The organism is Vibrio makurazakiensis, assembly GCF_050337375.1.
Taxonomy (GTDB): Bacteria; Pseudomonadota; Gammaproteobacteria; order Enterobacterales; family Vibrionaceae; genus Vibrio; species Vibrio makurazakiensis.
In genome coordinates this window covers 46,823-70,230 of record NZ_JAKJSW010000017.1, presented here as the reverse complement: position 1 = coordinate 70,230, position 23,408 = coordinate 46,823, and the positions used below count along the sequence as shown (strand labels likewise).

19 protein-coding genes are annotated in these 23,408 nt (G+C 43.1%); 8 read left to right on the top strand and 11 right to left on the bottom strand.

The features are described from left to right. Positions 1-50 precede the first annotated feature (50 nt). From L4C33_RS01375 to L4C33_RS01365, 3 genes are all read right to left on the bottom strand, one after another. On the bottom strand, positions 51-992 hold the full coding sequence (locus tag L4C33_RS01375) for a bifunctional GNAT family N-acetyltransferase/hotdog fold thioesterase (RefSeq protein WP_428810682.1): 942 nt from the start codon (positions 990-992) through the stop codon (positions 51-53). A 66-nt stretch (positions 993-1,058) separates the two neighbouring features. Further along, complete coding sequence (gene dtd / locus L4C33_RS01370; protein ID WP_428810681.1) at positions 1,059-1,493, bottom strand: D-aminoacyl-tRNA deacylase; 435 nt, start codon at positions 1,491-1,493, stop codon at positions 1,059-1,061. Beyond that, the gene (locus tag L4C33_RS01365; RefSeq protein ID WP_428810680.1) at positions 1,465-2,406 is read right to left on the bottom strand and encodes a virulence factor BrkB family protein; all 942 of its coding nucleotides are present in this window, start codon (positions 2,404-2,406) and stop codon (positions 1,465-1,467) included. The genes dtd and L4C33_RS01365 overlap by 29 nt, the downstream gene beginning before the upstream one ends. A gap of 42 nt (positions 2,407-2,448) precedes the next feature. Between L4C33_RS01365 and L4C33_RS01360 the strand changes: the two genes are divergently transcribed. Continuing rightward, positions 2,449-3,090, top strand: coding sequence for a DUF2959 domain-containing protein (locus L4C33_RS01360; RefSeq protein WP_428810679.1), 642 nt, complete (start codon positions 2,449-2,451; stop codon positions 3,088-3,090). Positions 3,091-3,212: 122 nt separating this feature from the next. On the opposite strand, the gene typA is transcribed toward L4C33_RS01360, so the two are convergent. Then, on the bottom strand, positions 3,213-5,045 hold the full coding sequence (gene typA / locus L4C33_RS01355; RefSeq protein WP_428810678.1) for a translational GTPase TypA: 1,833 nt from the start codon (positions 5,043-5,045) through the stop codon (positions 3,213-3,215). Positions 5,046-5,580: 535 nt separating this feature from the next. Here typA and glnA point away from each other — a divergent pair. The 6 genes from glnA (at position 5,581) to add (ending at position 14,266) form a co-directional block, all read left to right on the top strand. Beyond that, on the top strand, positions 5,581-6,990 hold the full coding sequence (glnA, locus tag L4C33_RS01350) for a glutamate--ammonia ligase (RefSeq protein WP_428810677.1): 1,410 nt from the start codon (positions 5,581-5,583) through the stop codon (positions 6,988-6,990). A gap of 290 nt (positions 6,991-7,280) precedes the next feature. Continuing rightward, positions 7,281-7,835, top strand: coding sequence for a DUF4124 domain-containing protein (locus L4C33_RS01345; protein WP_428810676.1), 555 nt, complete (start codon positions 7,281-7,283; stop codon positions 7,833-7,835). Positions 7,836-7,971: 136 nt separating this feature from the next. Then, positions 7,972-9,048 (top strand): nitrogen regulation protein NR(II), encoded by a 1,077-nt coding sequence (gene glnL, locus L4C33_RS01340; RefSeq protein ID WP_428810675.1) that lies wholly within the window; start codon positions 7,972-7,974, stop codon positions 9,046-9,048. Positions 9,049-9,105: 57 nt separating this feature from the next. Beyond that, positions 9,106-10,509, top strand: a complete 1,404-nt coding sequence (gene glnG, locus L4C33_RS01335; RefSeq protein WP_428810674.1) for a nitrogen regulation protein NR(I) — start codon at positions 9,106-9,108, stop codon at positions 10,507-10,509. Positions 10,510-10,616: 107 nt separating this feature from the next. Then, positions 10,617-13,157 (top strand): phosphodiesterase GepA, encoded by a 2,541-nt coding sequence (gene gepA, locus L4C33_RS01330; protein ID WP_428810673.1) that lies wholly within the window; start codon positions 10,617-10,619, stop codon positions 13,155-13,157. A 104-nt stretch (positions 13,158-13,261) separates the two neighbouring features. Beyond that, positions 13,262-14,266: an adenosine deaminase gene (gene add, locus L4C33_RS01325; protein WP_428810672.1), complete on the top strand. Its 1,005-nt coding sequence runs from the start codon at positions 13,262-13,264 to the stop codon at positions 14,264-14,266. Between the two features lie 73 nt (positions 14,267-14,339). Here the strand turns inward: add and hemN are convergent, their stop codons facing one another. The 5 genes from hemN to L4C33_RS01300 form a co-directional block, all read right to left on the bottom strand. Beyond that, positions 14,340-15,731, bottom strand: a complete 1,392-nt coding sequence (gene hemN, locus L4C33_RS01320) for an oxygen-independent coproporphyrinogen III oxidase (RefSeq protein ID WP_428810671.1) — start codon at positions 15,729-15,731, stop codon at positions 14,340-14,342. Positions 15,732-15,943: 212 nt separating this feature from the next. Then, positions 15,944-16,432 (bottom strand): DUF2489 domain-containing protein, encoded by a 489-nt coding sequence (locus L4C33_RS01315; RefSeq protein WP_428810670.1) that lies wholly within the window; start codon positions 16,430-16,432, stop codon positions 15,944-15,946. 7 nt (positions 16,433-16,439) lie between these two features. Beyond that, positions 16,440-17,012: a Der GTPase-activating protein YihI gene (gene yihI, locus L4C33_RS01310; RefSeq protein WP_428810669.1), complete on the bottom strand. Its 573-nt coding sequence runs from the start codon at positions 17,010-17,012 to the stop codon at positions 16,440-16,442. Then, a complete protein-coding gene (locus L4C33_RS01305; protein WP_428810668.1) occupies positions 17,012-17,650 on the bottom strand; it encodes a class I SAM-dependent methyltransferase in 639 nt (212 codons plus the stop codon). Before L4C33_RS01305 ends, yihI begins: the two co-directional genes overlap by 1 nt. 576 nt (positions 17,651-18,226) lie before the next feature. Beyond that, positions 18,227-18,844 (bottom strand): c-type cytochrome, encoded by a 618-nt coding sequence (locus L4C33_RS01300; protein ID WP_428810667.1) that lies wholly within the window; start codon positions 18,842-18,844, stop codon positions 18,227-18,229. A 148-nt stretch (positions 18,845-18,992) separates the two neighbouring features. On the opposite strand from L4C33_RS01300, the gene yihA reads away from it, so the two are divergent. Next, entirely contained in the window at positions 18,993-19,649 is a 657-nt protein-coding gene (gene yihA, locus L4C33_RS01295; protein WP_428810666.1) for a ribosome biogenesis GTP-binding protein YihA/YsxC, read from the top strand. A gap of 574 nt (positions 19,650-20,223) precedes the next feature. Here the strand turns inward: yihA and spfP are convergent. Beyond that, the gene (gene spfP / locus L4C33_RS22750) at positions 20,224-20,271 is read right to left on the bottom strand and encodes a small protein SpfP (RefSeq protein WP_438356636.1); all 48 of its coding nucleotides are present in this window, start codon (positions 20,269-20,271) and stop codon (positions 20,224-20,226) included. A 193-nt stretch (positions 20,272-20,464) separates the two neighbouring features. Beyond that, the gene (gene polA / locus L4C33_RS01290; protein ID WP_428810665.1) at positions 20,465-23,263 is read right to left on the bottom strand and encodes a DNA polymerase I; all 2,799 of its coding nucleotides are present in this window, start codon (positions 23,261-23,263) and stop codon (positions 20,465-20,467) included. Positions 23,264-23,408: the final 145 nt, after the last annotated feature.

The window sequence follows — 23,408 nt, the reverse complement described above, 5'->3', positions numbered from 1 at the left end:
GATTGGTTCTAATTAATGAAGGTCAATCCATTCACCTTATAGGTGAATGTTTACTCTGTAGGTTCTGACAAGTCAGGCTGGGTAAGTACACTTTTATAGTCAGGCAACAACATATATGTTCCAGTGAACTCGACTGCTTCCACGTCGCCACTATAGATAGTCACATGAATGATAATTCGAGCTTTACGACCAGACGCTAATCTATCTAAGTCGCCACTGATCCCATCTAATGATGTCGAAGCAACAGGGTTTTGTTCAACTGGATGACGGTAACGGATATTACTGTCAGCCAGCACGATATCACCCACAAGACCGCGTTCTTTCATTAACAGCCAAGTCATGCCCCACCCTGTTAATGTCGCTAAGGTAAATGCAGAGCCAGCGAACATTGTATTATGAGGGTTCAAATTAGGGTTCAATTGCGCGCTACACTCAAACTGGTAGCCCGTGTATTGATTGATCTTAATACCCATTTTGTCGCTAATAGGAATTTGATGCTCCCAACGCTGCTGAAGTTCATTACACCATTCAGGTTTACGCAAAACATCAGCCATCGGGTCTAAGTGTTTCACCATTTGTTGGTGACGTACTGGACCACGTTGATCATTGATTTCGCCACGACGTTCGAAACCATTTTTCTCGTAGAAAGAGATCGCGTCTTCACGTGCATTACACACCAAACGCTTCGCCCCTTCTTGACGAGCTAAAGATTCAAGAGCCACTAAAATCAAAGACCCCATGCCTTTACTACGACGAGAGTTTTTCACCGCCATATAGCGGATCTGACCTTCTGAATCTGGAGTTATGTATAAACGCCCAATCGCCATTGGTCGACCACGCCCATCCACAATCATGCGATGGTGACTCATCGAGTCATACTCATCACGTTCAGAACCGATCGGCATTCTCCACGGCTCACGCAGCAGTTGCCAACGAAAGTGATAATACTTATTCAGTTGGTTTTCTGTTTTTGGCGTAATTAATTTAAACATGAATATCCTTAAATGGTGATAACTAAAGCTTACTCAATACGTATAGCTCTAGCTCACGAATCCTTTCTATACTTGTAGCCAGAAGGTCACTGGACCATCATTAATCAGCGACACTTTCATATCGGCGGCAAACTGACCGCGCTCTGTCGGCAATACCAGCTCACATTGTTCAGAGAAATAATCATAAAGGCGCTCTGCATCTTTAGGGTGTGCCCCTTTTGAGAAACCAGCACGAGTGCCTTTTTTAGTATCAGCAGGCAATGTGAATTGCGAAACAACCAACACTTTACCACCAACTTGTTTCACATTGAGGTTCATCTTACCGTCTTCATCTTCAAACACACGATAAGTGGTGACACGTTCAACTAAGCGCTTGGCTTTCGCTTCATCATCGTCTTTCTCAACGCCCAGTAACACCAGTAGACCTTGGTCTATTTCGCCAACTGTCTCACCGTTTACTCGAACAGCAGCTTCACTTACTCTCTGAATCAGGGCTATCACTGTGCCTTCCTTTAACTTCTGTCTCTAGCTTATCCGCAGAGTGTACCATTTCTACCCCTGGACTCCACTGTTCACGTTCACCTAGAGCAGCGGTGACTTCTGCGCCGACCAATACGATCAACCAACATAAATAGACCCAAACAAACAGGATTGGAATTGCAGCAAGTGCACCGTAAATTAGCTGATATGAAGGGAATTGGGTGATATATGCTGCGAACCCCTTTTTACTCATTTCAAATAGCAGTGCCGCCACCAAAGCGCCGAGTACTGCGTGAGAAAGGTGTACTTTCTTATTCGGAACTAACAAATAAAGGCCAACAAACGCGAAAAAAGACAAAAGGAAAGGTAACCAGCGTAACAACAGGTTAAACGCGCCTGAAATAACTTCCACTTCCAGTAGCTTTAAAGAAGTCACATAAGATGTCGCTGCAATGCTAGCCCCGACTAAAATAGGCCCAAGAGTAAGCACCATCCAATACATAGAGAAAGAGAAAACAGCACGTCGCTTGTGAGTAACTCGCCAAATATAATTCAGGTTTTTATCGATATTCGAAATCAGCATTAGCGCAGCAATGAATAAGAATACACTACCCACCGCCGTCATTTTTCCTGTATTTGCCACAAACTCTAACAATGCGTTGTGCACAGCATCGCCAGAGGCTGGAACAAAGTTGTTAATGATGAAACCTTGAAGAACGAGTCCAACATCAGCAAAAACTGAAAAAGACGAAAGAATGGACAGCAGAACCGTCAGCATAGGGACAATCGACAGCAAAGTAATGTAGGCCAAATACCCTGCATTTACATTAACCCGATCGTGTTTCATCCTAGTTAACAGGTACCGAAAGAATGGTACACCCAACTCAACAACCTTCTGAACTCTCAACTTGTAACTCCCTTGTAACTCGTTCATAGTCCTAATTATTATTCATCGACTTAACTATAGGAATCAAGGATGCCCTATTTAATCGCGATAGTCCTATCTATTTTCACTCTAACTGGTTGTCAGTCTGCCTATTATTCAGCAATGGAAAAAGTGGGTTACCACAAACGCGACATTATGGTCGACCGTGTTGAAGATGCAAAAGAATCACAGCAAGACGCTCAAGAAGAGTTCACTAGTGCCCTAGAAGCCTTATCTAGCCTAACCAATTTCAATGGTGGCGAACTTGAAGGTATGTACAACACCATCAACGACAAATACCAAGACAGCGAGAAAGCAGCTCAAAATGTCAGTGACCGTATTGCTGCTATTGAAGACGTTTCCGACGCTCTATTTGAAGAGTGGCAAAGTGAACTAGAACTTTATAGTAGCTCGAAGTTACGCCGCTCTAGTGAGCAAAAGCTCAGGGAAACTAAGTCTTCTTACAGCACTATGATTGGTGCGATGAAACGAGCAGAAAAGAAGATGGACCCAGTGCTCAATACCCTAAGAGACAACATGCTCTACTTAAAGCATAACTTAAATGCGAGTGCGATAGGATCACTGCAAGGGGAGTTCATGACCTTAGAACGTGACATTGAATACGCAATAAAGCAGATGAATGCTGCTATAGCCGAATCAGATAAGTTCTTAAATAAGTTACAAGCGAAGTAAACTTCACCATTATCTACCAGAAAATTTAGAGCTGGCGAGATAACTTAAATCGACAGATACAAAAAGGGCGAGAAGTAATCCACTTCTCGCCCTTTTTTATAAGCTATCTACGTCAGGCTAAATTAGTCTTTAGCTGGACGAGCTGCACGCTTACGTTCGTTTTCAGTAAGAAGTTTCTTACGGATACGTACGTTAAGTGGCGTTACTTCTACTAGTTCATCTTCATCGATAAACTCAAGAGCTTGCTCTAGAGTGTGCTTAATCGGTGGAGAAAGAACTTGTGCTTCATCAGTACCAGATGCACGAACGTTCGTTAGCTGCTTACCTTTCAGACAGTTTACTGTCAGGTCGTTTGAACGGTTATGAATACCGATAACTTGACCTTCATAAACTTCATCCGCGTGCTCAGCAAATAGACGACCACGAGCTTGAAGGAAGAACAGAGCATAAGTCAGAGCTTTACCTGTAGCGTTCGAAATTAGAACACCGTTGTTACGCTGACCAATGATACCGCCTTTGTATGGGCCGTAGTGATCGTATGAGTGGTAGATAAGACCAGAACCAGACGTCATTGTTAGGAATTCAGTTTGGAAACCGATAAGACCACGAGAAGGCATCATGAAGTCCATGCGAACACGGCCTTTACCATCTGGAGCCATATCTGTTAGCTCACCTTTACGAAGACCGATGCTTTCCATGATTGCACCTTGGTGCTCTTCAAGAACATCGATAGTAACCGTTTCGAACGGTTCCATCTTCTGACCATTTTCTTCTTTGATGATTACTTCTGGACGAGATACTGCAAGCTCAAAGCCTTCACGACGCATGTTTTCGATCAGGATAGATAGGTGAAGCTCACCACGGCCTGATACGCGGAAACGGTCTGGACTGTCAGTCTCTTCAACACGTAGTGCAACGTTATGAACCAATTCTTTTTCAAGACGCTCAAGGATGTTACGTGAAGTTACGAATTTACCTTCTTTACCCGCGAACGGAGAAGTGTTTACTTGGAAAGTCATTGTTACTGTTGGTTCATCAACAGATAGAGCTTCCATTGCTTCAACATTGTTTACATCACAAATTGTGTCTGAAATTTTCAGCTCACCAAGACCTGTGATTGCAATGATGTCGCCAGCATTAGCTTGTTCTACTTCGTGACGCTCAAGGCCTAGGTAACCAAGTACAGTACCTACTTTACCGTTACGTTTTTTGCCTTCAGCATTCACGATAGTTACTTGTTGGTTTGGTTTAACAGAACCACGAGTAACACGAGCAACACCGATAACACCTACGTAAGAGCTGTAATCAAGTTGCGAAACTTGCATTTGTAGAGGACCGTCAAGGTCAACTGCAGGCGCGTCTACTGTATCAACAACAGCTTGGAACAATGGTTCCATGTTCTCGCCAGTCTCGCCTTCAGTCATTGTTGCCCAACCGTTTAGAGCTGAAGCGTAAACAACTGTGAAGTCTAGTTGCTCATCAGTAGCACCTAGGTTGTCGAAAAGGTCGAATACTTGATCCATAACCCAATCAGGACGAGCACCAGGGCGGTCAATCTTGTTGATTACAACGATTGGCTTAAGACCGTGTGCGAATGCTTTCTGCGTTACGAAACGAGTTTGAGGCATTGGGCCATCAACAGCGTCAACGATCAGAAGAACTGAATCAACCATAGACATGATACGCTCAACTTCACCACCGAAGTCCGCGTGTCCCGGAGTATCTACGATGTTGATGCGGTAATCATTCCAGTTGATTGCTGTGTTCTTAGCAAGAATGGTAATGCCACGCTCTTTTTCGATGTCATTCGAATCCATGACACGCTCTTCAGCTTCACCACGAGACTCAAGAGTGCCTGACTGTTGTAGCAGTTTATCAACCAAAGTCGTTTTACCGTGGTCAACGTGCGCGATGATCGCGATATTTCTTAACTTATCAATCTGTGGAGTAGACATGGATTCTCGATTCACTCATAAAAGTAGCCGCACATAACCAACAACTGGATAAATGCCACTAGCTTGATTTAAAAAACGGTCAATAATATACCAGATTTTGAAAAAAACCCCAGAAATATGTGATCTTCGGCAAGCCTTTTTTCAATATTTGCTGTTAACCCCTTTGTAACTTAGGACAAGTAGGCTGATCTCAGACAAATTATAGTCAATGTTTAGCCAAACTAGAGTCAGATCTAAAAAAGTGGATTGACAAGAATGTGAAATCGTTGCTGAATGGTATGCGTTTATGACTCATATTGGTGCACGAACAGTTAATCGCACCAAATTAGTGCAACGAGAGATCATTTTGGTGCACCGAAACAAACAAATTGAACCACAAACAACTTAAATCATTGAAATTAATGGAATAATTTTTTTGGCACGCTTTTGGCAATAGATAAATCAGCATCGATTAATGCACTTATAGACATTAATCAATGCTAGTTTCAACCGAATCGAGCTAATACCGAATTAATAACACTGGAGGTTATCCAAGATGTCAGTAGAAAACGTACTATCGCTGATCCAAGAAAACGAAGTTAAATTTATCGACTTACGTTTTACCGATACAAAAGGTAAAGAGCAGCATATTTCTATCCCTTCTCACCAACTAGACGCAGACTTCTTTGAAGAAGGCAAAATGTTTGACGGCTCTTCTGTAGCTGGTTGGAAAGGTATCAACGAATCTGACATGGTAATGATGCCTGACGCATCATCTGCAGTTCTTGACCCATTCACTGAAGACGCAACATTAAACATCCGTTGTGACATTCTTGAGCCTGCAACAATGCAAGGCTACGACCGTGACCCACGCTCAATCGCTAAACGTTCTGAAGAATACCTACGTTCTACTGGTATCGCAGATACAGTTCTAGTTGGTCCAGAACCAGAATTCTTCCTATTTGATGACGTTAAGTTCTCAAACGACATGTCTGGTTCTTTCTTCAAGATTGATGACGTAGAAGCAGCTTGGAACACAGGTTCTGACATCGAAGGCGGTAACAAAGGTCACCGTCCTGGCGTTAAAGGCGGTTACTTCCCAGTAGCTCCTGTAGATTCATCTCAAGACATCCGTTCTGCAATGTGTCTAGTAATGGAAGAGATGGGCCTAGTAGTTGAAGCGCACCACCACGAAGTAGCCACTGCGGGTCAAAATGAAATCGCAACTCGCTTCAACACGCTAACAACAAAAGCTGATGAGACTCAAATCTACAAGTACGTTGTACACAACGTTGCTCACGCATTTGGTAAAACAGCGACATTCATGCCTAAGCCACTAGTTGGTGATAACGGTTCTGGTATGCACGTTCACCAATCTCTAGCAAAAGACGGTGTTAACCTGTTTGCTGGTGATAAGTACGGCGGCCTATCTGAAATGGCGCTTTACTACATCGGTGGTGTAATCAAGCACGCTCGCGCAATCAACGCATTTGCTAACCCATCAACTAACTCGTACAAGCGTCTTGTACCTGGTTTCGAAGCTCCTGTTATGCTTGCTTACTCTGCACGTAACCGTTCTGCTTCTATCCGTATCCCAGTAGTACCAAGCCCTAAAGCACGTCGTATCGAGCTACGTTTTGGTGACCCAGCAGCTAACCCATACCTATGCTACTCAGCAATGCTTATGGCTGGCCTTGACGGTATCAAGAACAAGATCCACCCAGGCGAAGCTATGGACAAAGATCTATACGACCTTCCTGCAGAAGAAGCGGCTGAAATCCCAACAGTTGCTGAGTCTCTAGAAGTAGCACTTAAAGCGCTAGACGAAGACCGTGAGTTCCTAACAGCTGGCGGCGTATTCTCTGACGATTTCATTGATTCTTACATCACTCTGAAATCTGACGACGTACAACGCGTGAACATGGCTACACACCCACTTGAGTTTGAACTGTACTACTCAGTTTAATCTCTAGTAGAGATAAGCTATTTCTTACTGCAATCTTGTAAGAATCGCTGACTAAATATTAGGCTCGCCTCGCAGGTGAGCCTTTTTTGTATTTCACACATAATTCCCTCCCCGTAACATACTTGCCAACCAGACTTTTGTGCCCTGTACGCCTTTCCGCGAGCAATACACAGTGTCTCGATAAAAACTATAAAGCGAATAACACCAATTACGTGAACTCATATCGCCCTAAATAATCAGCACTCATACAGCTTATTTATTGTGGTATTAAACTACTGAGGTAGTGAAGAATGAAACATAGACTGATCTTGATCTGGCTAACCCTTGCTGTACCTGCTCTTTTATCTGCGCAAACCGTCTATACGTGGGAAGATGAAAATGGCGTTCTCCACTTTGGGGATACTCCAGCAGGCACCAATGCTAAACCACTCACTTTCGCTGATCACCAGGCCCAAGCGCCAGCACCCAAATTTGAAACATCCAAACCTGTAGAAACCCAATCCAATAAAGAGCAAGTTCTCTCTCCTTCTAAAAAGAAGAAGCCAGAAACACCTAAAGCATTGGCGTTAACACTTGAATACCCAGTCCATGATCAAACTATTCGTAGTAACCAAGGTTTAATCAATATTAACCTCACGATTAACCGCAAACTTGCGATTGGTGAACAACTGCAATTAATTCTCGATGGTCGTCGCTTTGGAGCCCCTCAAACACAGCTAGGTTGGCAACTAAAAAACGTAGATCGCGGTACTCATACAATTTCAATTCAAGCACATAGAAGCGGCAAGCTTATTGCATCGACTACTCCTATCACTGTGTATTTACATCGCGCAACGATCAAGTAGGCCAATAACTCTCGTTTAGTGCATAAACGACATCATTTAGACCTTAACGCTTTAGCTTCTTGTTTAGATGCGCCATACTTGAATTCACAATGCACCAAAATAGTGCACTGCCGTAAATCAGGACAAGGACGCCGAAGTGAATCAAAAGCCGCTATCAAAAAATAACGACAATGTAGGTCTACCAAGCACCATTCTCGACAATATGGTGACGGCGACCTTAATGCTGGATGAAGATTTATTCATCCGCTACACCAATCCGGCCGCTGAACAGCTATTTTCTCAAAGCGCTAAGCGAATGGTCGACCGTCCACTTAGCCAATTGATTCAACACGCTTCTCTCGACCTAGCACTGCTTACCCAACCATTACAAAGCGGACAGAGTATTACCGATAGCGATGTCACCTTTGTTGTCGATAATAAGCCCTTGATGCTAGAGGTAACGGTGAGCCCACTCTCGTGGGAAAAAGATCTCATGTTGCTGGTTGAGATGAGAAAAATCGACCAACAACGTCGCTTAAGCCAAGAATTAAACCAACATGCTCAGCAACAAGCAGCAAAGTTATTGGTTCGTGGCCTCGCCCATGAGATCAAAAATCCCTTGGGCGGATTAAGAGGCGCAGCACAGTTACTAGGGAAAATGCTGCCAGATCAGTCTTTAACGGAATATACCCAAATCATTATCGAGCAAGCAGATCGCTTGCGAGCTCTGGTTGATCGATTGCTTGGCCCACAAAAGCCAGGGAAGAAAACAGAACAGAACCTTCACCAAACACTAGAAAGTGTTCGTCAACTCGTCGAATTAGAAAGCGGGCCGACTCTCATTATCGAACGCGATTACGACCCCAGCCTACCTGACATTTTGATGGATGCAGCGCAAGTCGAGCAAGCCATGCTAAACATCGTTAGCAATGCCGCGCAGATACTGTCGCACCAAGAGAATGCGAAAATCACCATCCGCACCAGAACAGTGCATCAAGCTAACATCCATGGCCAACGACATAAGTTAGCAGCTCGTATTGAAGTCACTGACAACGGTCCTGGGATCCCTTATGAACTACAGGACACTCTGTTCTACCCAATGGTCAGTGGCCGAGAGGGTGGCACAGGGTTAGGGCTATCGATTTCTCAGAACCTAATCGACCAACATAATGGAAAGATTGATGTGGAAAGCTGGCCTGGCCGAACAACTTTCACGATTTATCTTCCAATATAATTCTAAAAATAATGAATTTAATGAGCATATTTGGCGTCTGCTGCAAAGGAATTAACTATGAGTAAAGGATACGTATGGGTTGTCGATGACGACAGTTCAATTCGCTGGGTAGTAGAAAAAACACTCTCTTCTGCCAATATAAAATGTGAAACCTTCGCAGATGCAGAAAGCGTCCTGCTCGCACTCGAAAGAGAAGCACCCGATGTATTAGTCTCGGATATTCGTATGCCTGGCATTGATGGCATTGAACTGCTCAATCAGGTTCATCAGCGATCACCTGATCTGCCTGTCATCATCATGACCGCACACTCAGATCTAGATGCCGCAGTAAATGCGTATCAACAAGGTGCATTTGAGTACTTACCAAAGCCGTTTGATATTGATGAAACGCTCACTCTTGTTGAGCGTGCCATTACTCATAGCCAAGAACAAAAACGCAGTCAGGCAAGCGAAGAGCCACTAAATACCGATGCACCTGAAATCATTGGTGAAGCCCCTGCAATGCAAGAGGTGTTTCGTGCTATTGGTCGCTTGTCTCGTTCATCAATTTCAGTACTGATAAACGGAGAATCAGGCACAGGTAAAGAGCTTGTCGCCCACGCACTGCACCGCCACAGCCCAAGAGCCAGCAAGCCCTTTATTGCATTGAACATGGCTGCGATACCGAAAGACCTGATTGAATCAGAGTTAWTTGGACACGAAAAAGGGGCATTTACCGGTGCAAATAGCGTTCGCCAAGGGCGCTTTGAACAAGCAAACGGCGGCACTTTATTTCTGGATGAAATTGGCGACATGCCTTTAGACATTCAAACTCGCCTACTGCGTGTGCTGTCTGATGGTCAGTTTTATCGTGTCGGTGGCCATTCCGCAGTAAAAGTTGACGTACGAATTGTTGCTGCAACCCACCAACATTTAGAAAGACTCGTGAGCGAAGGAGATTTCCGTGAGGATCTATTCCACCGTCTTAATGTCATTCGTATCCATATCCCGGCACTACGAGAACGCAAACAAGACATCGAAAAACTCACACAGCATTTTTTGGTACTGGCAGCAGAAGAGCTGGGAGTCGAAGTTAAAACTCTCCACCCAGAGACAGTGACTATCCTTAATCGTTTAACTTGGCCAGGTAACGTTCGACAACTAGAAAACATTTGTCGTTGGCTGACGGTAATGGCCAGTGGTAGCGATATTTTACCCAATGATTTACCGCCGGAACTTCTAGAAGAAAGAAGTGTTTCATCGCAACAAAACTCAGACAGTTGGCAGTCTCAGCTATCTACTTGGGCAAAATGTGCTCTTGGTTCAGGAGAAAAAGAGCTGCTCACTTATGCACTTCCTGAATTTGAACGTATACTTTTAGAAGCTGCTCTCGACCATACTAACGGTCACAAACAAGATGCAGCGAAGGTGCTCGGTTGGGGTAGAAATACGTTAACTAGAAAACTGAAAGAGCTTTATTGACCTATATATGACTAGAGTTGCAGTCAGTTTTTAATCAGAAAAGGCTCGCGACTCTAAGTATGTGTCGGTACAATTACAGTACAACATACACAAACTTATAGCCTAGCATGTCGATAAATACGCAAATTACACTGAGAACTGCGGTTATTCTACCTTTCGTGATGATTTTTCTCTTCACTATCGGCGTAATTGTGTTTGTTCAAAAAAACAGCTATGAAGAGATGGTGAGTGATATCAGTGGTAAACAACTGACGTCACTGACCTCCAATGTAAACCGAAGCCTCACTTCATTTTTACAAGAACCGTTCAATGCGGCTCTTTCACTGAGTCACAGTATTGGGTTTAACCACCAATATGAACCTGGTGATTTAGAAGTCATTCAAGACTACATGCTCGACAGTTTCACCGACTTATATCAAACCATCCCGCAACTCGATGTTCTGGGTTTTGGATCCGAAGCCACCAACTATGTAGGTTTCCGTAAAGAGTCAAACGCGGGTTATACCTTGATGGTTCAAGATTCGCGTACCGACGACAAACTGATCATTTACCGCGGTCGCCAATTAAGCAGTGACATTCGTTCTGTTATTTCTGGTTACGACCCTCGCATCCGACCTTGGTATGCTCCTGTCGCTGAAACTAAAAAACCGGCGTGGTCGTCTATTTATGCCAATGCCGATGAACGTCAAGAAATCACATTATCTGCTCTATCCCCTGTCTTTGAGTCCGATGAATTCGTTGGCGTATTCGTTGCCGATATTAAGATCGATACCTTTAATGCGTTTCTAAAAAGCCTAAGAGAAAAAACTAACGCTTCTGTTTATATCGTCGACAAAGACCAACGTTTAGTTGCTCATTCGAGTGGTGGAAGTGTTGTGTCATGGGGCACGAATAAAACCGAGAAAGGTGTGCGTTTATTGGCGACGGAAAGTGCAAACCCAATAATCAGCGAGAATGCTCAATACGCAAAAGAGCAACATTTATTAGAAAAACATTCTGTCCAACGTTTTAATTTCACACTTGATGGCGAACGCTACTTCAGCCAAATCACGCCCTATAACGACGAATACGGCATCACTTGGTACATTGGCATTTCGATCTCTGAACACGATTTACTGGGTAAACTTCCAGAAAGCCAACGTGATAGTTGGATTGTTGGTTTAGTGGTAAGTGTATTAGGCGTTGCGTTAGGCTTAATTGCTTTCAATCGCATTACTCGCCCAATCACTTCAACAGCTGCTGCCGCAAAGCACTTGGCAAAAGGCGACTTTGAGAGTCAGATGCCCAAGCCAGGAAATATCTACGAAACCAGCTTACTGGTTTATGCATTCAACGAAATGGCTAACAACCTGAAGGCTTCTTTTAGCGCATTACAGGCACAGCTAACTTACGACTCCTTAACGAACTTATATAGCCGTGAAGGTTTTATCGACGCCAGTAAAAAGACCAATGCCACAATGGAAGGCAGCTTGTTTTTAATCGGAATAGACCGGTTTAGAGACATTAATGACAGCCTTGGCCACTACAATGGTGACCAATTACTCGTGGTAGCATCATCCAGAATTAAAGGTATTTTACCTTCTGAATACTTCTTAGCACGCACTGGTGGCGATGAATTTGCCATCTATGCACCGGGAGTGATAGCTCAAGACGAAGTCAGCTTATTATCCAATCGTCTACTACAAGCTTTTGCGTCTCCATTTTGCATGGACTCTGAGAACGTAGTCATCAATGTATCTCTTGGTGTGGTGCACACCTCACCCACGCAAGACATGACCGTTTGGTTGAGAAACAGCAGTATTGCACTAAGCAAAGCGAAACAAGACAACACCAGTATTAGTATCTATAGCCCTGAAATGGCCAATGCTTCACGTAATCGAACGACGATGATTGCTCGAATTAACACAGCAATAGAAAACAATGAGTTTGTCCCTTTTTATCAGCCAATCATAAACTTAGAAAACGGCAAAATTGAAGGTGCAGAAGCATTAGCTCGCTGGCTTAGCCCTCAAGGCATTGTTTCTCCTTTGGTTTTCATTCCGCTTGCGGAAGATACTGGACTAATCGGTGATATTGGCCGTCAGATCCTGTACCAAGCATGTCGAGATACGGCGTCAGCAATTCAATCAGGCATGTGGCATCAAGAGTTCGTGATTCACGTTAACCTTTCAGTGGTTCAATTATTGAAAGATGACTTCATTCATGATGTTAAGCACATCTTAGACAGCACAGGGCTTGCGGCTAAGAACTTAACATTAGAAATCACTGAGTCGCGTATCGCTGATAATGACCCGTCGATCATAACCAATATGTTGGCATTAAAAACCTTAGGTATTTCTATTGCGATTGATGATTTTGGTACTGGTTATTCATCTCTAGCGTACTTACATAAACTGCCATTCGATTGCCTTAAAATCGACCGTAGCTTCGTTGAAAAACTCGAACAAGAAAACCTAGATAATTCCATTGTGGCTGCCATTGTTAACATTACCAAAGGCTTTAAAGTCAACTTGGTGGCTGAAGGTGTTGAAACACCTCAGCAAGCTGAACTGCTGAGTCAGCTACAATGCCCTCAGGCGCAAGGCTTTCTTTATAGTCGCCCTGTTCCTTTTGGAGAATGGCCAACAGATTTGGTGAACATAAAGTAGAACGCGGTCATTTTCAGCGTTTTAGCCTACTTTTGTTACTGACTCTTTTGGGATCATTTTATACTGTTAGGTAACACTCCTATTTCAAATCTGGAATCACCATAATGATAACGAAACATTTGCCTCTTACTGATTTACACCGCCATTTAGACGGTAATATTCGTACTCAAACTATTCTAGATTTAGGTAAAAAGTTTGGTGTAGCACTTCCGGCATACGACATCGAAGCTCTAACGCCTCATGTTCAAATCGTAGAAGCAGAGCCTTCACTTGTTGCCTTCCTATCTAAGTTAGATTGGGGAGTTGCAGTGTTAGGTGACTTAGACGCATGCCGCCGAGTCGCTTATGAGAATGTTGAAGACGCTCTAAATGCACAGATCGATTACGCCGAACTGCGTTTTTCTCCCTACTATATGGCGATGAAACATAAACTACCTGTTGCCGGTGTAGTTGAAGCTGTTGTGGATGGTGTTGAAGCCGGTATTCGTGACTTCGGTGTAAAGGCAAACCTAATTGGTATTATGAGCCGTACATTTGGTACGGATGCGTGTCAGCAAGAGCTGGATGCAATCCTGACGCAAAGAGACAAAATTGTCGCTGTTGATCTTGCTGGTGATGAGTTAGGTCAGCCGGGTGACCGATTTGTTAGTCACTTCAAACAAGTTCGTGATGCTGGTATGAATGTCACTGTTCACGCAGGTGAAGCAGCTGGTGCAGAAAGCATGTGGCAAGCAATTCAAGAGCTTGGCGCAACTCGAATTGGCCATGGTGTAAAAGCTATTCACGACCCAAAACTGATGGATTACCTTGCAGAAAATCGTATTGGTATTGAGTCTTGCCTAACCTCTAACATCCAAACGAGTACGGTTGAGTCTCTGGCAAACCACCCTGTAAAACAGTTCCTTGAGCATGGTGTAATGGCATGCCTCAACACGGATGACCCTGCAGTTGAAGGCATCGAGCTTCCTTTCGAATACGAAGTGGCAGCACCGCTAGCAGGTTTAAGCCAAGAGCAAATTCGCCAAGCACAAATGAATGGCCTTGAATTAGCGTTTATCTCAGAAGCCGAGAAACAAGCTCTGAAAGACAAAGCTGCTGCTCGCGTATAAACCCAAATTTTGCAAGTTCTGAATACAAAAATGCCAGCATAATGCTGGCATTTTTACATTCACAAGCGATTGATTATATAACTCGAGAGAACTGCTGCTGACGAGCTTTGGCGCGTAGGTATTTGTCAAAACACATACAAATATTACGAATCAATAAACGACCACGTAGCGTGACACGGATTTCTTTATCATCCACTTCCACCAGCTCATCATCAATAAAGGTTTGAAGTAACTGCAGATCTTCTTTGAAGTACTGATTAAACGTCACTTTAAACTCAGACTCGATTTTTGTTTTATCCAGTTTGAAGTTACAAATCAGCTGTTTAATTACTTCACGGCGCAGCAAGTCATCAGCATCAAGTGCGACACCTTTCCACAATGCGTGGCGTAGGTCATTCACTTGAGCGTAATACTTTTTCAAATCTTTCTGGTTCTGCGCATACGCATCGCCCATCATTGAAATAGCTGAAACACCAAAACCAACTAAGTCAGCTTCACCCTGTGTGGTGTAGCCTTGGAAGTTTCGGTGTAAAACACCACCACGTTGAGCAACGGCGAGTTCATCATCTGGTAAAGCAAAGTGATCCATACCGATGAATTGGTAACCTGCTCCCGTTAGGGTTGCGATGGTGTCTTGTAGAATCCCCATTCGCTCTTCAGCAACTGGTAAATCTTCTTCTTTAATTTTACGCTGAGCAGCAAACAGTTGCGGCATGTGAGCATAATTAAATACAGATAAACGACCCGGCTGCATTTCCAAGACTTGTTTTAACGTTTCAGCAAAAGAAACTTTAGTCTGCTTTGGTAAGCCATAGATAAGATCAAGGTTCGTTGAGCGGAAGCCCAGTTCTTTCGCGCGTTTAACCATAGCGATGATAAAGTCTTCATCCTGCTCACGGTTAACAAGCTTCTGTACTTCTTTATTGAAATCTTGAACACCGATACTTAAACGGTTAAACCCTTCGCTACGTAAATGGTCAAGCATATCTAGCTCAATTTCACGTGGGTCAACTTCAATGCTGACTTCAGCCGTTTCAACAAAGTTAAACTCATCATGAATAATCTTCATTAGACGAGAAATTTGCGCTTTATTTAAGAATGTTGGAGTACCGCCACCAAAATGCAGTTGCGTCACATTGCGCCCATGCAGCAGTGATGCGCGTTGACGAATTTCATGTTCAATCACATCAAGGTACTCATCCGCTTTATGCGAGTGACGAGTAATCACTTTATTACAACCACAGTAGTAACAAAGCTTGTGACAGAATGGAATGTGCACATACAGAGAAAGTGGACGATCAGGGTATTGGGTACACGCCATGTCATAGTCAGCAACGGTAAACGCTTCATGGAACTCCAACGCAGTTGGATACGAAGTGTAACGTGGCCCAGAATAGTTGTACTTGTCTAAGATGGCTTGATCCCAAACGATTTGCTGATTGGTTACTACTGGCTGACTCGACATGATGGTATTTCCGGTTAAGATCGATAAACGTGTAAGCGCTCACCCATCATATTTACATACTTAAAATATAGGCTGGCTATTTTGCCATATGACTTTAAAAAGCGACTTGATGCTAAAACAAGTTTTAGTGAAAAATATTCAGAACTGCTAGCGCGATCACTCACCCTAGATGGGAAACAAAAAGGCTTACCCGTTTAAGTAAGCCTTTATGGTTAGATCATTTGAATGTTGATTTGATTATTGAGCGGCTGCACTTTTTTCTGAAGCTGCTTCAATTCATCAATTATTGCATCGTTCAAGCGAGTTTCAGCTTTATGACGAGCTAAGTTTTGCTCCATTCGCTCTTTCTTTGCGAGCTCCTGTCTATCATCACCACGAGCCATGCTTTCTACAACATGGAACAGCTCTGATATCGCAGGATACTCAGCATCAAAATCGACACGTTCATCACCTTGAACGTTATCCATAATGTAGTAGATACGAATGCTCAATTCAGATAAGTCGCACTGGCCTTGAATGCCAGCTAAACATAACGTATTGATGTTTTCATAAATTTTCGCATTACGCTTTTCAATTGCTAATGCTTTGTGCTGCTCTTGCAGTTCCGTCTGCTTCTTAACTTGAAGTAGAAGGTAACCTGCATAAGCGCCTAAGCCGAGAATAATTAATCCACCAACAATAGCCAATAAGGTTACATTCATAATGGATCTACCCTTTAAAGTTATCTAAATCGATATCTTCAAATTGAGATAGCAAATCTTCGTCTGAACTTGCTTTCTTTTTCTTAGCCACAATTGGCGCTTCTTCAAAGGTTTCATCTTCAAATTCAGCGTCATCTTCTTCTGGCTCTAGTAAACCTAGACGGCCCATTAGGTGCTCGATACGATCTAGCTTTTCATCAACAAACTTCTGCAGACCTGCACCTAGGTTTTCACCATTTTCGATACGATCTAGCAAAGTGTTCAGTTGAGCATCATTCTCAAGCATTTCTAACTCTTGCTCGTTAGATAGCTTACGCTCTTGCTTCGTTGGCTTTTTAGCAGGCTCAATCACCAATGGGATTTTTTTCTTGCTGCCTAAACGTGGATCACGCTCTTGTGCTGCTTTACGTTGCTTCGCTTCGCTACCATCAGAGTGACGGCTGCCAGACTTTAAGCCTTTACGCTTTTTAATGCGCTTACGCTCACGGCCTTCAACATTAGATTCACTACGGTTTCTTGTTACCATAGGCTCTGGAGCACCGAGTGCTCCTGGTTTTCTTGATTTCTTACTACGACCCATTACTGCACTTTCCTCAGTAAAATTACATCATTTCCAACAAATTCTAGTTCGAGCTTATCCCGCTCAGCCAAAAACTGGAATGTTTGACGACTAAAGAACACCACATGCGTGGGGTCATTCTTATAGTGCCAACCAGCAAACGCATCCACGTCTATTACTAGTTTGGTCATCAAACCAATCCAGCCATTCGGCTTAACCAAATTCAACCATTGCTGCCATATCTGATCTGGGTGATAGAGATGCTCAATCACTTCAGTGGCAGTCATAAAGTCATACGTTTTTTCCAGCACAGAAGTTTCTGGGTGGTAATAAATATCGTACAACTCCATATTGTGGCCGGCTTCTTCTAGCATTAAAGATAATGTAGGGCCTGGGCCACAACCAAAATCCAATCCTTTTGAATTGGACGAGATTCTATCTGTTAAGGGATCAGCTACTCGTGATAAAAATTTACGGTAGCCTTCATCACTTGGATCATTCTCATGTAGATCATAGTGTGCTTTTTCTTCGCTTGCTGCTAACCGTTGTTGGGGATTAACAAATACCAACCCACATTGCTGACATTGTAGATATTCTCTACGTTTATCTTCGAAATAGTGATTCACATGGTTGTGATGGCATAAGGGACAAGTATACATGAGCACATCCTTAAACAGGGATGCGAAACATACCAGAAACTTGCTTTAGAGTGGAGAGGTATTGAGTGTTTTTTCAGCAAATCAATAAAAAAAGCGATAGGAAAACCTATCGCTCTCTAAATCTGCCTATACTGGCCAAAATTTGCATACTCAAGTCGGTACACAAACTTCCATTTGTTATTGGTGCTTTCCATGCCAAATTGTTTGTTGTTCATCGTCCTGATGAATTTTGGCTATCCTTTTCTAACACCTTGTTACTGGGCTTTCCAAGCCTGATCCATTTCTGTCTATACCGTTAGACAAAGGCGATCATCCATATCTATTGTCAGCTCCGTGCCGATGCGCTCACTATACCGAGTTCAACTAAAGTCACCAGTCTCGTGCATCACACTTTGCTTTAATTTATAGAATAAATTTCAATAATTAGATATATCAATAGATTAGAAAAGGAGTGTTAAATTTATACGGTAAAAGATAGGCGATCTCTTACAAATAGAAGAGCTATTCACACAAAAAACGCCCTTACCGAAATCGATAAGGGCGCTTCTTAATTCTGTGCTCGAGCGTGTATCTTATTTAGTGTAAACCACCAACGTACTTCGATAAGGTATCAATATCTTCGTTAGTTAGCTTTTTCGCGATATCACGCATCATTGCGTTCATATCGTTACTACGGCTACCATCACGGAATTTTTCTAGCTGTGCCTTAATGTAGTCAGCGTGTTGGCCTGAAATTTTAGGGAAACCTGAAAGTTCAGTACCGTTACCACGAGGACCGTGACATGCGATACAAGCTGTAATACCACGTTCTGCATCACCCGCTGTGTATAACACTTTACCTTCAGCGACTACGTTTTCTGGCGTAGAGTTGCTAGAAATAGGTAGAGATGCGTAATATGCAGCGAGATCAGCCATATCTTCTTCAGATAAAGGCATCGCCATTGCACCCATTACAGGTTCCATACGACCTTGCTTACCACCACTTGTCATACCTAGCTTAAGCTCTTTTAACTGCTTCTCAAGGTACTTCTCATGTTGACCAGCCAACTTAGGGTACTGGGTGATTAAGCTGTTGCCGTCAGCACCGTGGCAGGCAACACATGTTTGTGATTTGGCTTTACCAGCTTCAATACTACCTTGAGCCCATACTGAGCAGCTGGCTAAAAGACTCAAAATTAGCGCTAATTTCTTCATGACATTCCATTATAATTATCAAGCTTCCAGTACCACTCTATGTTGCCACTCATGGTACAATAGGCGACCTTATGCCGAGCACGGTTATTTTACACAATTTCACAAAAAAGTAATCAATCGACTACACAAAGTCGAGATGGAGTTAACAGTGAGCGTAAAAATTCATTATCAAAACACGCATTTCATTACCAGTGCACCTGATATTCGTCATTTACCAGAAGACGAAGGGATCGAAATTGCGTTTGCAGGACGCTCCAATGCTGGTAAATCTAGTGCACTAAATCGCGTTACAAACCAAAGAAGTTTAGCGAAAACCAGTAAAACACCAGGACGTACTCAGTTAATTAACTTATTTAAAGTAACTGAAGGTTGTCACATCGTTGACTTACCTGGATATGGCTTCGCTCAAGTACCACTAGAAATGAAGAAAAAGTGGCAAAAGTCGCTAGGCGAATACCTACAACGACGTGAATGCCTAAAAGGTTTAGTTGTATTGATGGATATCCGTCAYCCAATGAAAGACCTTGACCAACAAATGATCTACTGGGCAATCGACAGCCGTATTCCAGTTCAAGTTCTGCTAACTAAAGCAGACAAACTGAAAAGTGGTGCTCGTAAAGCTCAACTTCTTAAGATCCGTAAAGATGCACAGTCTTTCGGTGGTGATGTAAAAGTCGATGTTTTCTCTTCACTGAAAGGGATTGGCGTCGATCAACTGCGCAACACAATGGATGAGTGGTTTGCTCCTGCATTAGCGCATCTAATTGAAGAAGAACAAGAAGACGGTTCAGATACAGAATCATAATCTCTGTTTAGCAACCCTACTCTATTGAAACCTCACCTCTGCGTGAGGTTTTTTATTGCCTGCTTTTCAAGTTCGCTGAAATAACCACGAAAAAGAACATAACAAATCAAATTAGAAACTGGATTACAAAGTTTAGAGTTTAAAGAAGAAAAAGCAGGTGAGATAACAGAAAGAAGCTCCCCGCGCTCCTTGCGGGGAAAGGGAGAAATTACTATTTGTTCTAGTTATGGAACTAAGATGGCCTAGAAGCTCCTGAAATTCAATTACCCTTTTTTGTAACACACGATAAAGAYAATATATTTAACCCTTACAAATCAATGCACTAAATAAGTTCATGTAATTTAGAGAACTTAATTCCATAGGGTAATTAACTAAACTGTGAAGGGAATAATATTACAAGTATTGGGGTATTGAACTAAAAGTCTGCTTACGCAAGGTATCAGAAACTGAGGAGTTACTGCAGGGTTTAAATTGGATTTATTCGGGGATATTTTCGTAGGTCATTGGAATATAATAAATTTTTCTTTCACACAAGAAAAAACGCCCCAGTCAAATGCTGACTGGGGCGGCTGAATCAGCCTAATCCAATAACGTGAAACAAAAGGTCTGAAAGATAGAACATCTTACCTCTGTACCCTACGAGGTTAAATGTACAACAATTGGTCAGAAATGGAAACTATTTTTGTAGTTTATTTTCACCATAATTTCACTAAGTAACAAAATGTAAAAATCACCACGAACTTATTTCTCGACAAAAAAAAGCCAGCAACTGTGCGCTGGCTCATATTATTCCGATCATTCAGTATGAATTTTGACTAGTGCGCTTGATCCCAGTTGTCACCGTGACCTGCTTCAGCAACCAGCGGTACTGCAAGTTCAGCAGCAGCCTCCATCAATTCCTGTACTTTACTTTCAATTTCGGTCAATGCTGACTCTTGAACTTCAAAAACCAATTCATCGTGTACTTGCATCAATAGTTTAACTCGACCGTCGCCTTCTGCTTGAATCCATTCATCCACCAGCAACATCGCTTTCTTAATAATATCAGCGGCAGTGCCTTGCATCGGTGCATTGATCGCTGCACGTTCAGCCGCTTTACGACGCATGCCATTACGAGACTTAATTTCTGGTAAATGTAAACGACGCCCAAAGATAGTTTCAACGTACCCTTGCTCTGAAGCTGTGCTACGCGTGTCTTCCATATATTGCATCACACCAGGGTAACGTTCGAAGTAAGTATCCATATAATGCTGAGCTTCACCACGAGGAATACCCAATTGCTTAGCAAGACCAAAGGCGCTCATACCATAGATAAGGCCAAAGTTAACGGCCTTAGCACGGCGACGCTGTTCAGTCGTCACATCTTCAATCCCTACACCAATAATTTCAGCAGCCGTTGCTGCGTGAATATCTTTACCCTGTTGGAATGCTTCCAATAGCGCTTTATCACCTGACAGGTGAGCCATAATACGCAATTCAATTTGTGAGTAATCGACTGCTAGTATTTTCCAACCGTGCTGTGCAACAAATGCCTGACGAATACGACGACCTTCATCGTTACGAATTGGGATGTTCTGTAAGTTTGGATCGGTTGAAGATAAACGACCGGTTGCTGTCACCGCTTGATGATAAGAGGTGTGAACACGACCCGTTTCAGCGTTGATCATTTTCGGTAGCTTATCTGTATAGGTAGATTTCAGCTTCGCAAGGCCACGGTATTCAATGATCAGCTTAGGTAGCGGGTAATCAAGAGCCAGTTCTTGCAGCACTTCTTCGTTAGTTGAAGGTGCACCTGATGGCGTTTTCTTAATAACTGGTAAGCCCATTTTCTCAAACAGGATCGCTTGCAGCTGTTTTGGAGAGTTCATGTTGAACTCTTGCTCTGCAATCTCGTAAGCCTTCTGCTCTAGCTCATCCAGACGAACCGCAATCTCCTGCGATTGAGCGCCTAACAACATGTCATCGATGAATACACCCGTGCGCTCAATACGAGACATCACAGGAATCAGTGGTACTTCAATATCTTCGTAGATCGCTTTTAGCTTTTCATCTTGCTCGATATTTTCCATCAGGCGATTGTGCAAACGCAGTGTTACGTCGGCATCTTCTGCTGCGTATGGTGCCGCCTCTTCCAACTCAATTTGGTTGAAAGTCAGCTGCTTTTTACCTTTACCTGCAATTTGCTCAAACGAGATACAGCTATGCTGTAAGAAACGAAGTGCTAAGCTGTCCATATCATGTTTACCACCTACGCTGTTATAAACGTAAGATGCCAACATAGTATCGTGCTTAATTCCCTTCATCTCGATACCGTAACGCGCAAGCACACTCGCATCGTATTTTAGGTTCTGGCCCACTTTTGCTTGTGCATCATCTTCCAAAATCGGTTTTAGCTGCTCCAATACCCAATCACGATCCAGTTGTTCTGGCGCGTCTAAATAATCATGAGCAACAGGTACATAAGCCGCAACGCCTTCTTCAGTTGCAAACGACAAGCCCACAAGGTTCGCAACCATGTAATCCAAGCTGTCAGTTTCAGTATCAAAAGCAAAAACGTCAGAAGCTTTTAGCTTAGCTAGCCATTTGTTAAAGGTGTCTTGATCAAGAATCGTTTCGTACTGGCTACGATCAATCGTCACTGCTGCGGTATTGATTTCAACACTTGCTGAAGAAGAAGTTGATGTACTACGAACAGCCCCCGACTTCTCGTCAGCTTCTACAACACCTGATCCACCTTCTAGTAACTCATTCAGCCAAGACTTAAATACCAACTGACCATACAGTTTGATCAACTCATCAGTGTCTGGTGCCGCTTTCACTAATGACTCTGGAGTCTCTTCTAGCTCTACGTCCAACTTGATCGTCGCAAGCTCATAAGACATGTCAGCATTATCTTTATTATCAATCAGCTTTTTCGCCATTGTTTTAGAGCCGCGGAAACCCAACGCTGCGATGTCATCAAGGTTCTGATACAGTTTTTCAATACTGCCGATACCTTGAAGCAAAGCTGTGGCCGTTTTGTCACCAACCCCAGGAACACCCGGGATGTTATCGACCTTATCACCCATAAGCGCTAGGTAATCGATGATCAATTCTGGTGGGATGCCAAACTTTTCAATCACGCCTTCACGATCCATCACCACATTTGTCATGGTGTTGATCAGRGTAACGTTSTCATCRACMAGCTGAGCCATATCTTTATCGCCAGTGCTGATCAACACAGGAATGCCCGCTTTAGAAGCTTGTGATGCTAATGTACCGATCACATCATCCGCTTCTACACCTGAAATCGAAATCAACGGTAAGCCCATTGCTCGGATCACATTGTGCAACGGTTCAATTTGGCAACGAAGATCATCAGGCATTGGTGGACGATTCGCTTTGTACTCTGGGTACATGTCATCACGGAACGTTTTTCCTTTCGCATCAAAAATTACCGCAATACGATCAGAAGCAAACTGACGCATCATACTGCGTAGCATGTTTACTACCCCATAAACTGCATTAGTCGGTATATCACCATTACTCATGGTGCCTGGGTAAGCATGAAAAGCGCGATAAAGGTAAGAAGAACCATCGATGAGGATCAATGGATTATCAGGAATACGAGCCATAATATTTGTGTATCCAGTAAGTACAGAAATGATCTGTCAAGGATGCCACGTCTCTTGCTCTGATGCTACGTTAAGTCCCTTATCTGGGATGAGCATTTACCTGTTACTTTTCCACCAACCAAACAATAATTTTGTGGATAACTCT

Excerpts from the sequence above, each read along its gene's own strand:
- gepA (WP_428810673.1), top strand. The coding sequence starts at position 10,617 with ATGTCGATAAATACGCAAATTACACTGAGAACTGCGGTTATTCTACCT.
- hemN (WP_428810671.1), bottom strand. The coding sequence starts at position 15,731 with ATGTCGAGTCAGCCAGTAGTAACCAATCAGCAAATCGTTTGGGATCAA.
- L4C33_RS01345 (WP_428810676.1), top strand. The coding sequence starts at position 7,281 with ATGAAACATAGACTGATCTTGATCTGGCTAACCCTTGCTGTACCTGCT.
- L4C33_RS01360 (WP_428810679.1), top strand. The coding sequence starts at position 2,449 with ATGCCCTATTTAATCGCGATAGTCCTATCTATTTTCACTCTAACTGGT.
- L4C33_RS01305 (WP_428810668.1), bottom strand. The coding sequence starts at position 17,650 with ATGTATACTTGTCCCTTATGCCATCACAACCATGTGAATCACTATTTC.
- add (WP_428810672.1), top strand. The coding sequence starts at position 13,262 with ATGATAACGAAACATTTGCCTCTTACTGATTTACACCGCCATTTAGAC.
- L4C33_RS01315 (WP_428810670.1), bottom strand. The coding sequence starts at position 16,432 with ATGAATGTAACCTTATTGGCTATTGTTGGTGGATTAATTATTCTCGGC.
- L4C33_RS01375 (WP_428810682.1), bottom strand. The coding sequence starts at position 992 with ATGTTTAAATTAATTACGCCAAAAACAGAAAACCAACTGAATAAGTAT.
- L4C33_RS01300 (WP_428810667.1), bottom strand. The coding sequence starts at position 18,844 with ATGAAGAAATTAGCGCTAATTTTGAGTCTTTTAGCCAGCTGCTCAGTA.
- glnA (WP_428810677.1), top strand. The coding sequence starts at position 5,581 with ATGTCAGTAGAAAACGTACTATCGCTGATCCAAGAAAACGAAGTTAAA.
- typA (WP_428810678.1), bottom strand. The coding sequence starts at position 5,045 with ATGTCTACTCCACAGATTGATAAGTTAAGAAATATCGCGATCATCGCG.
- L4C33_RS01365 (WP_428810680.1), bottom strand. The coding sequence starts at position 2,406 with ATGAACGAGTTACAAGGGAGTTACAAGTTGAGAGTTCAGAAGGTTGTT.
- yihI (WP_428810669.1), bottom strand. The coding sequence starts at position 17,012 with ATGGGTCGTAGTAAGAAATCAAGAAAACCAGGAGCACTCGGTGCTCCA.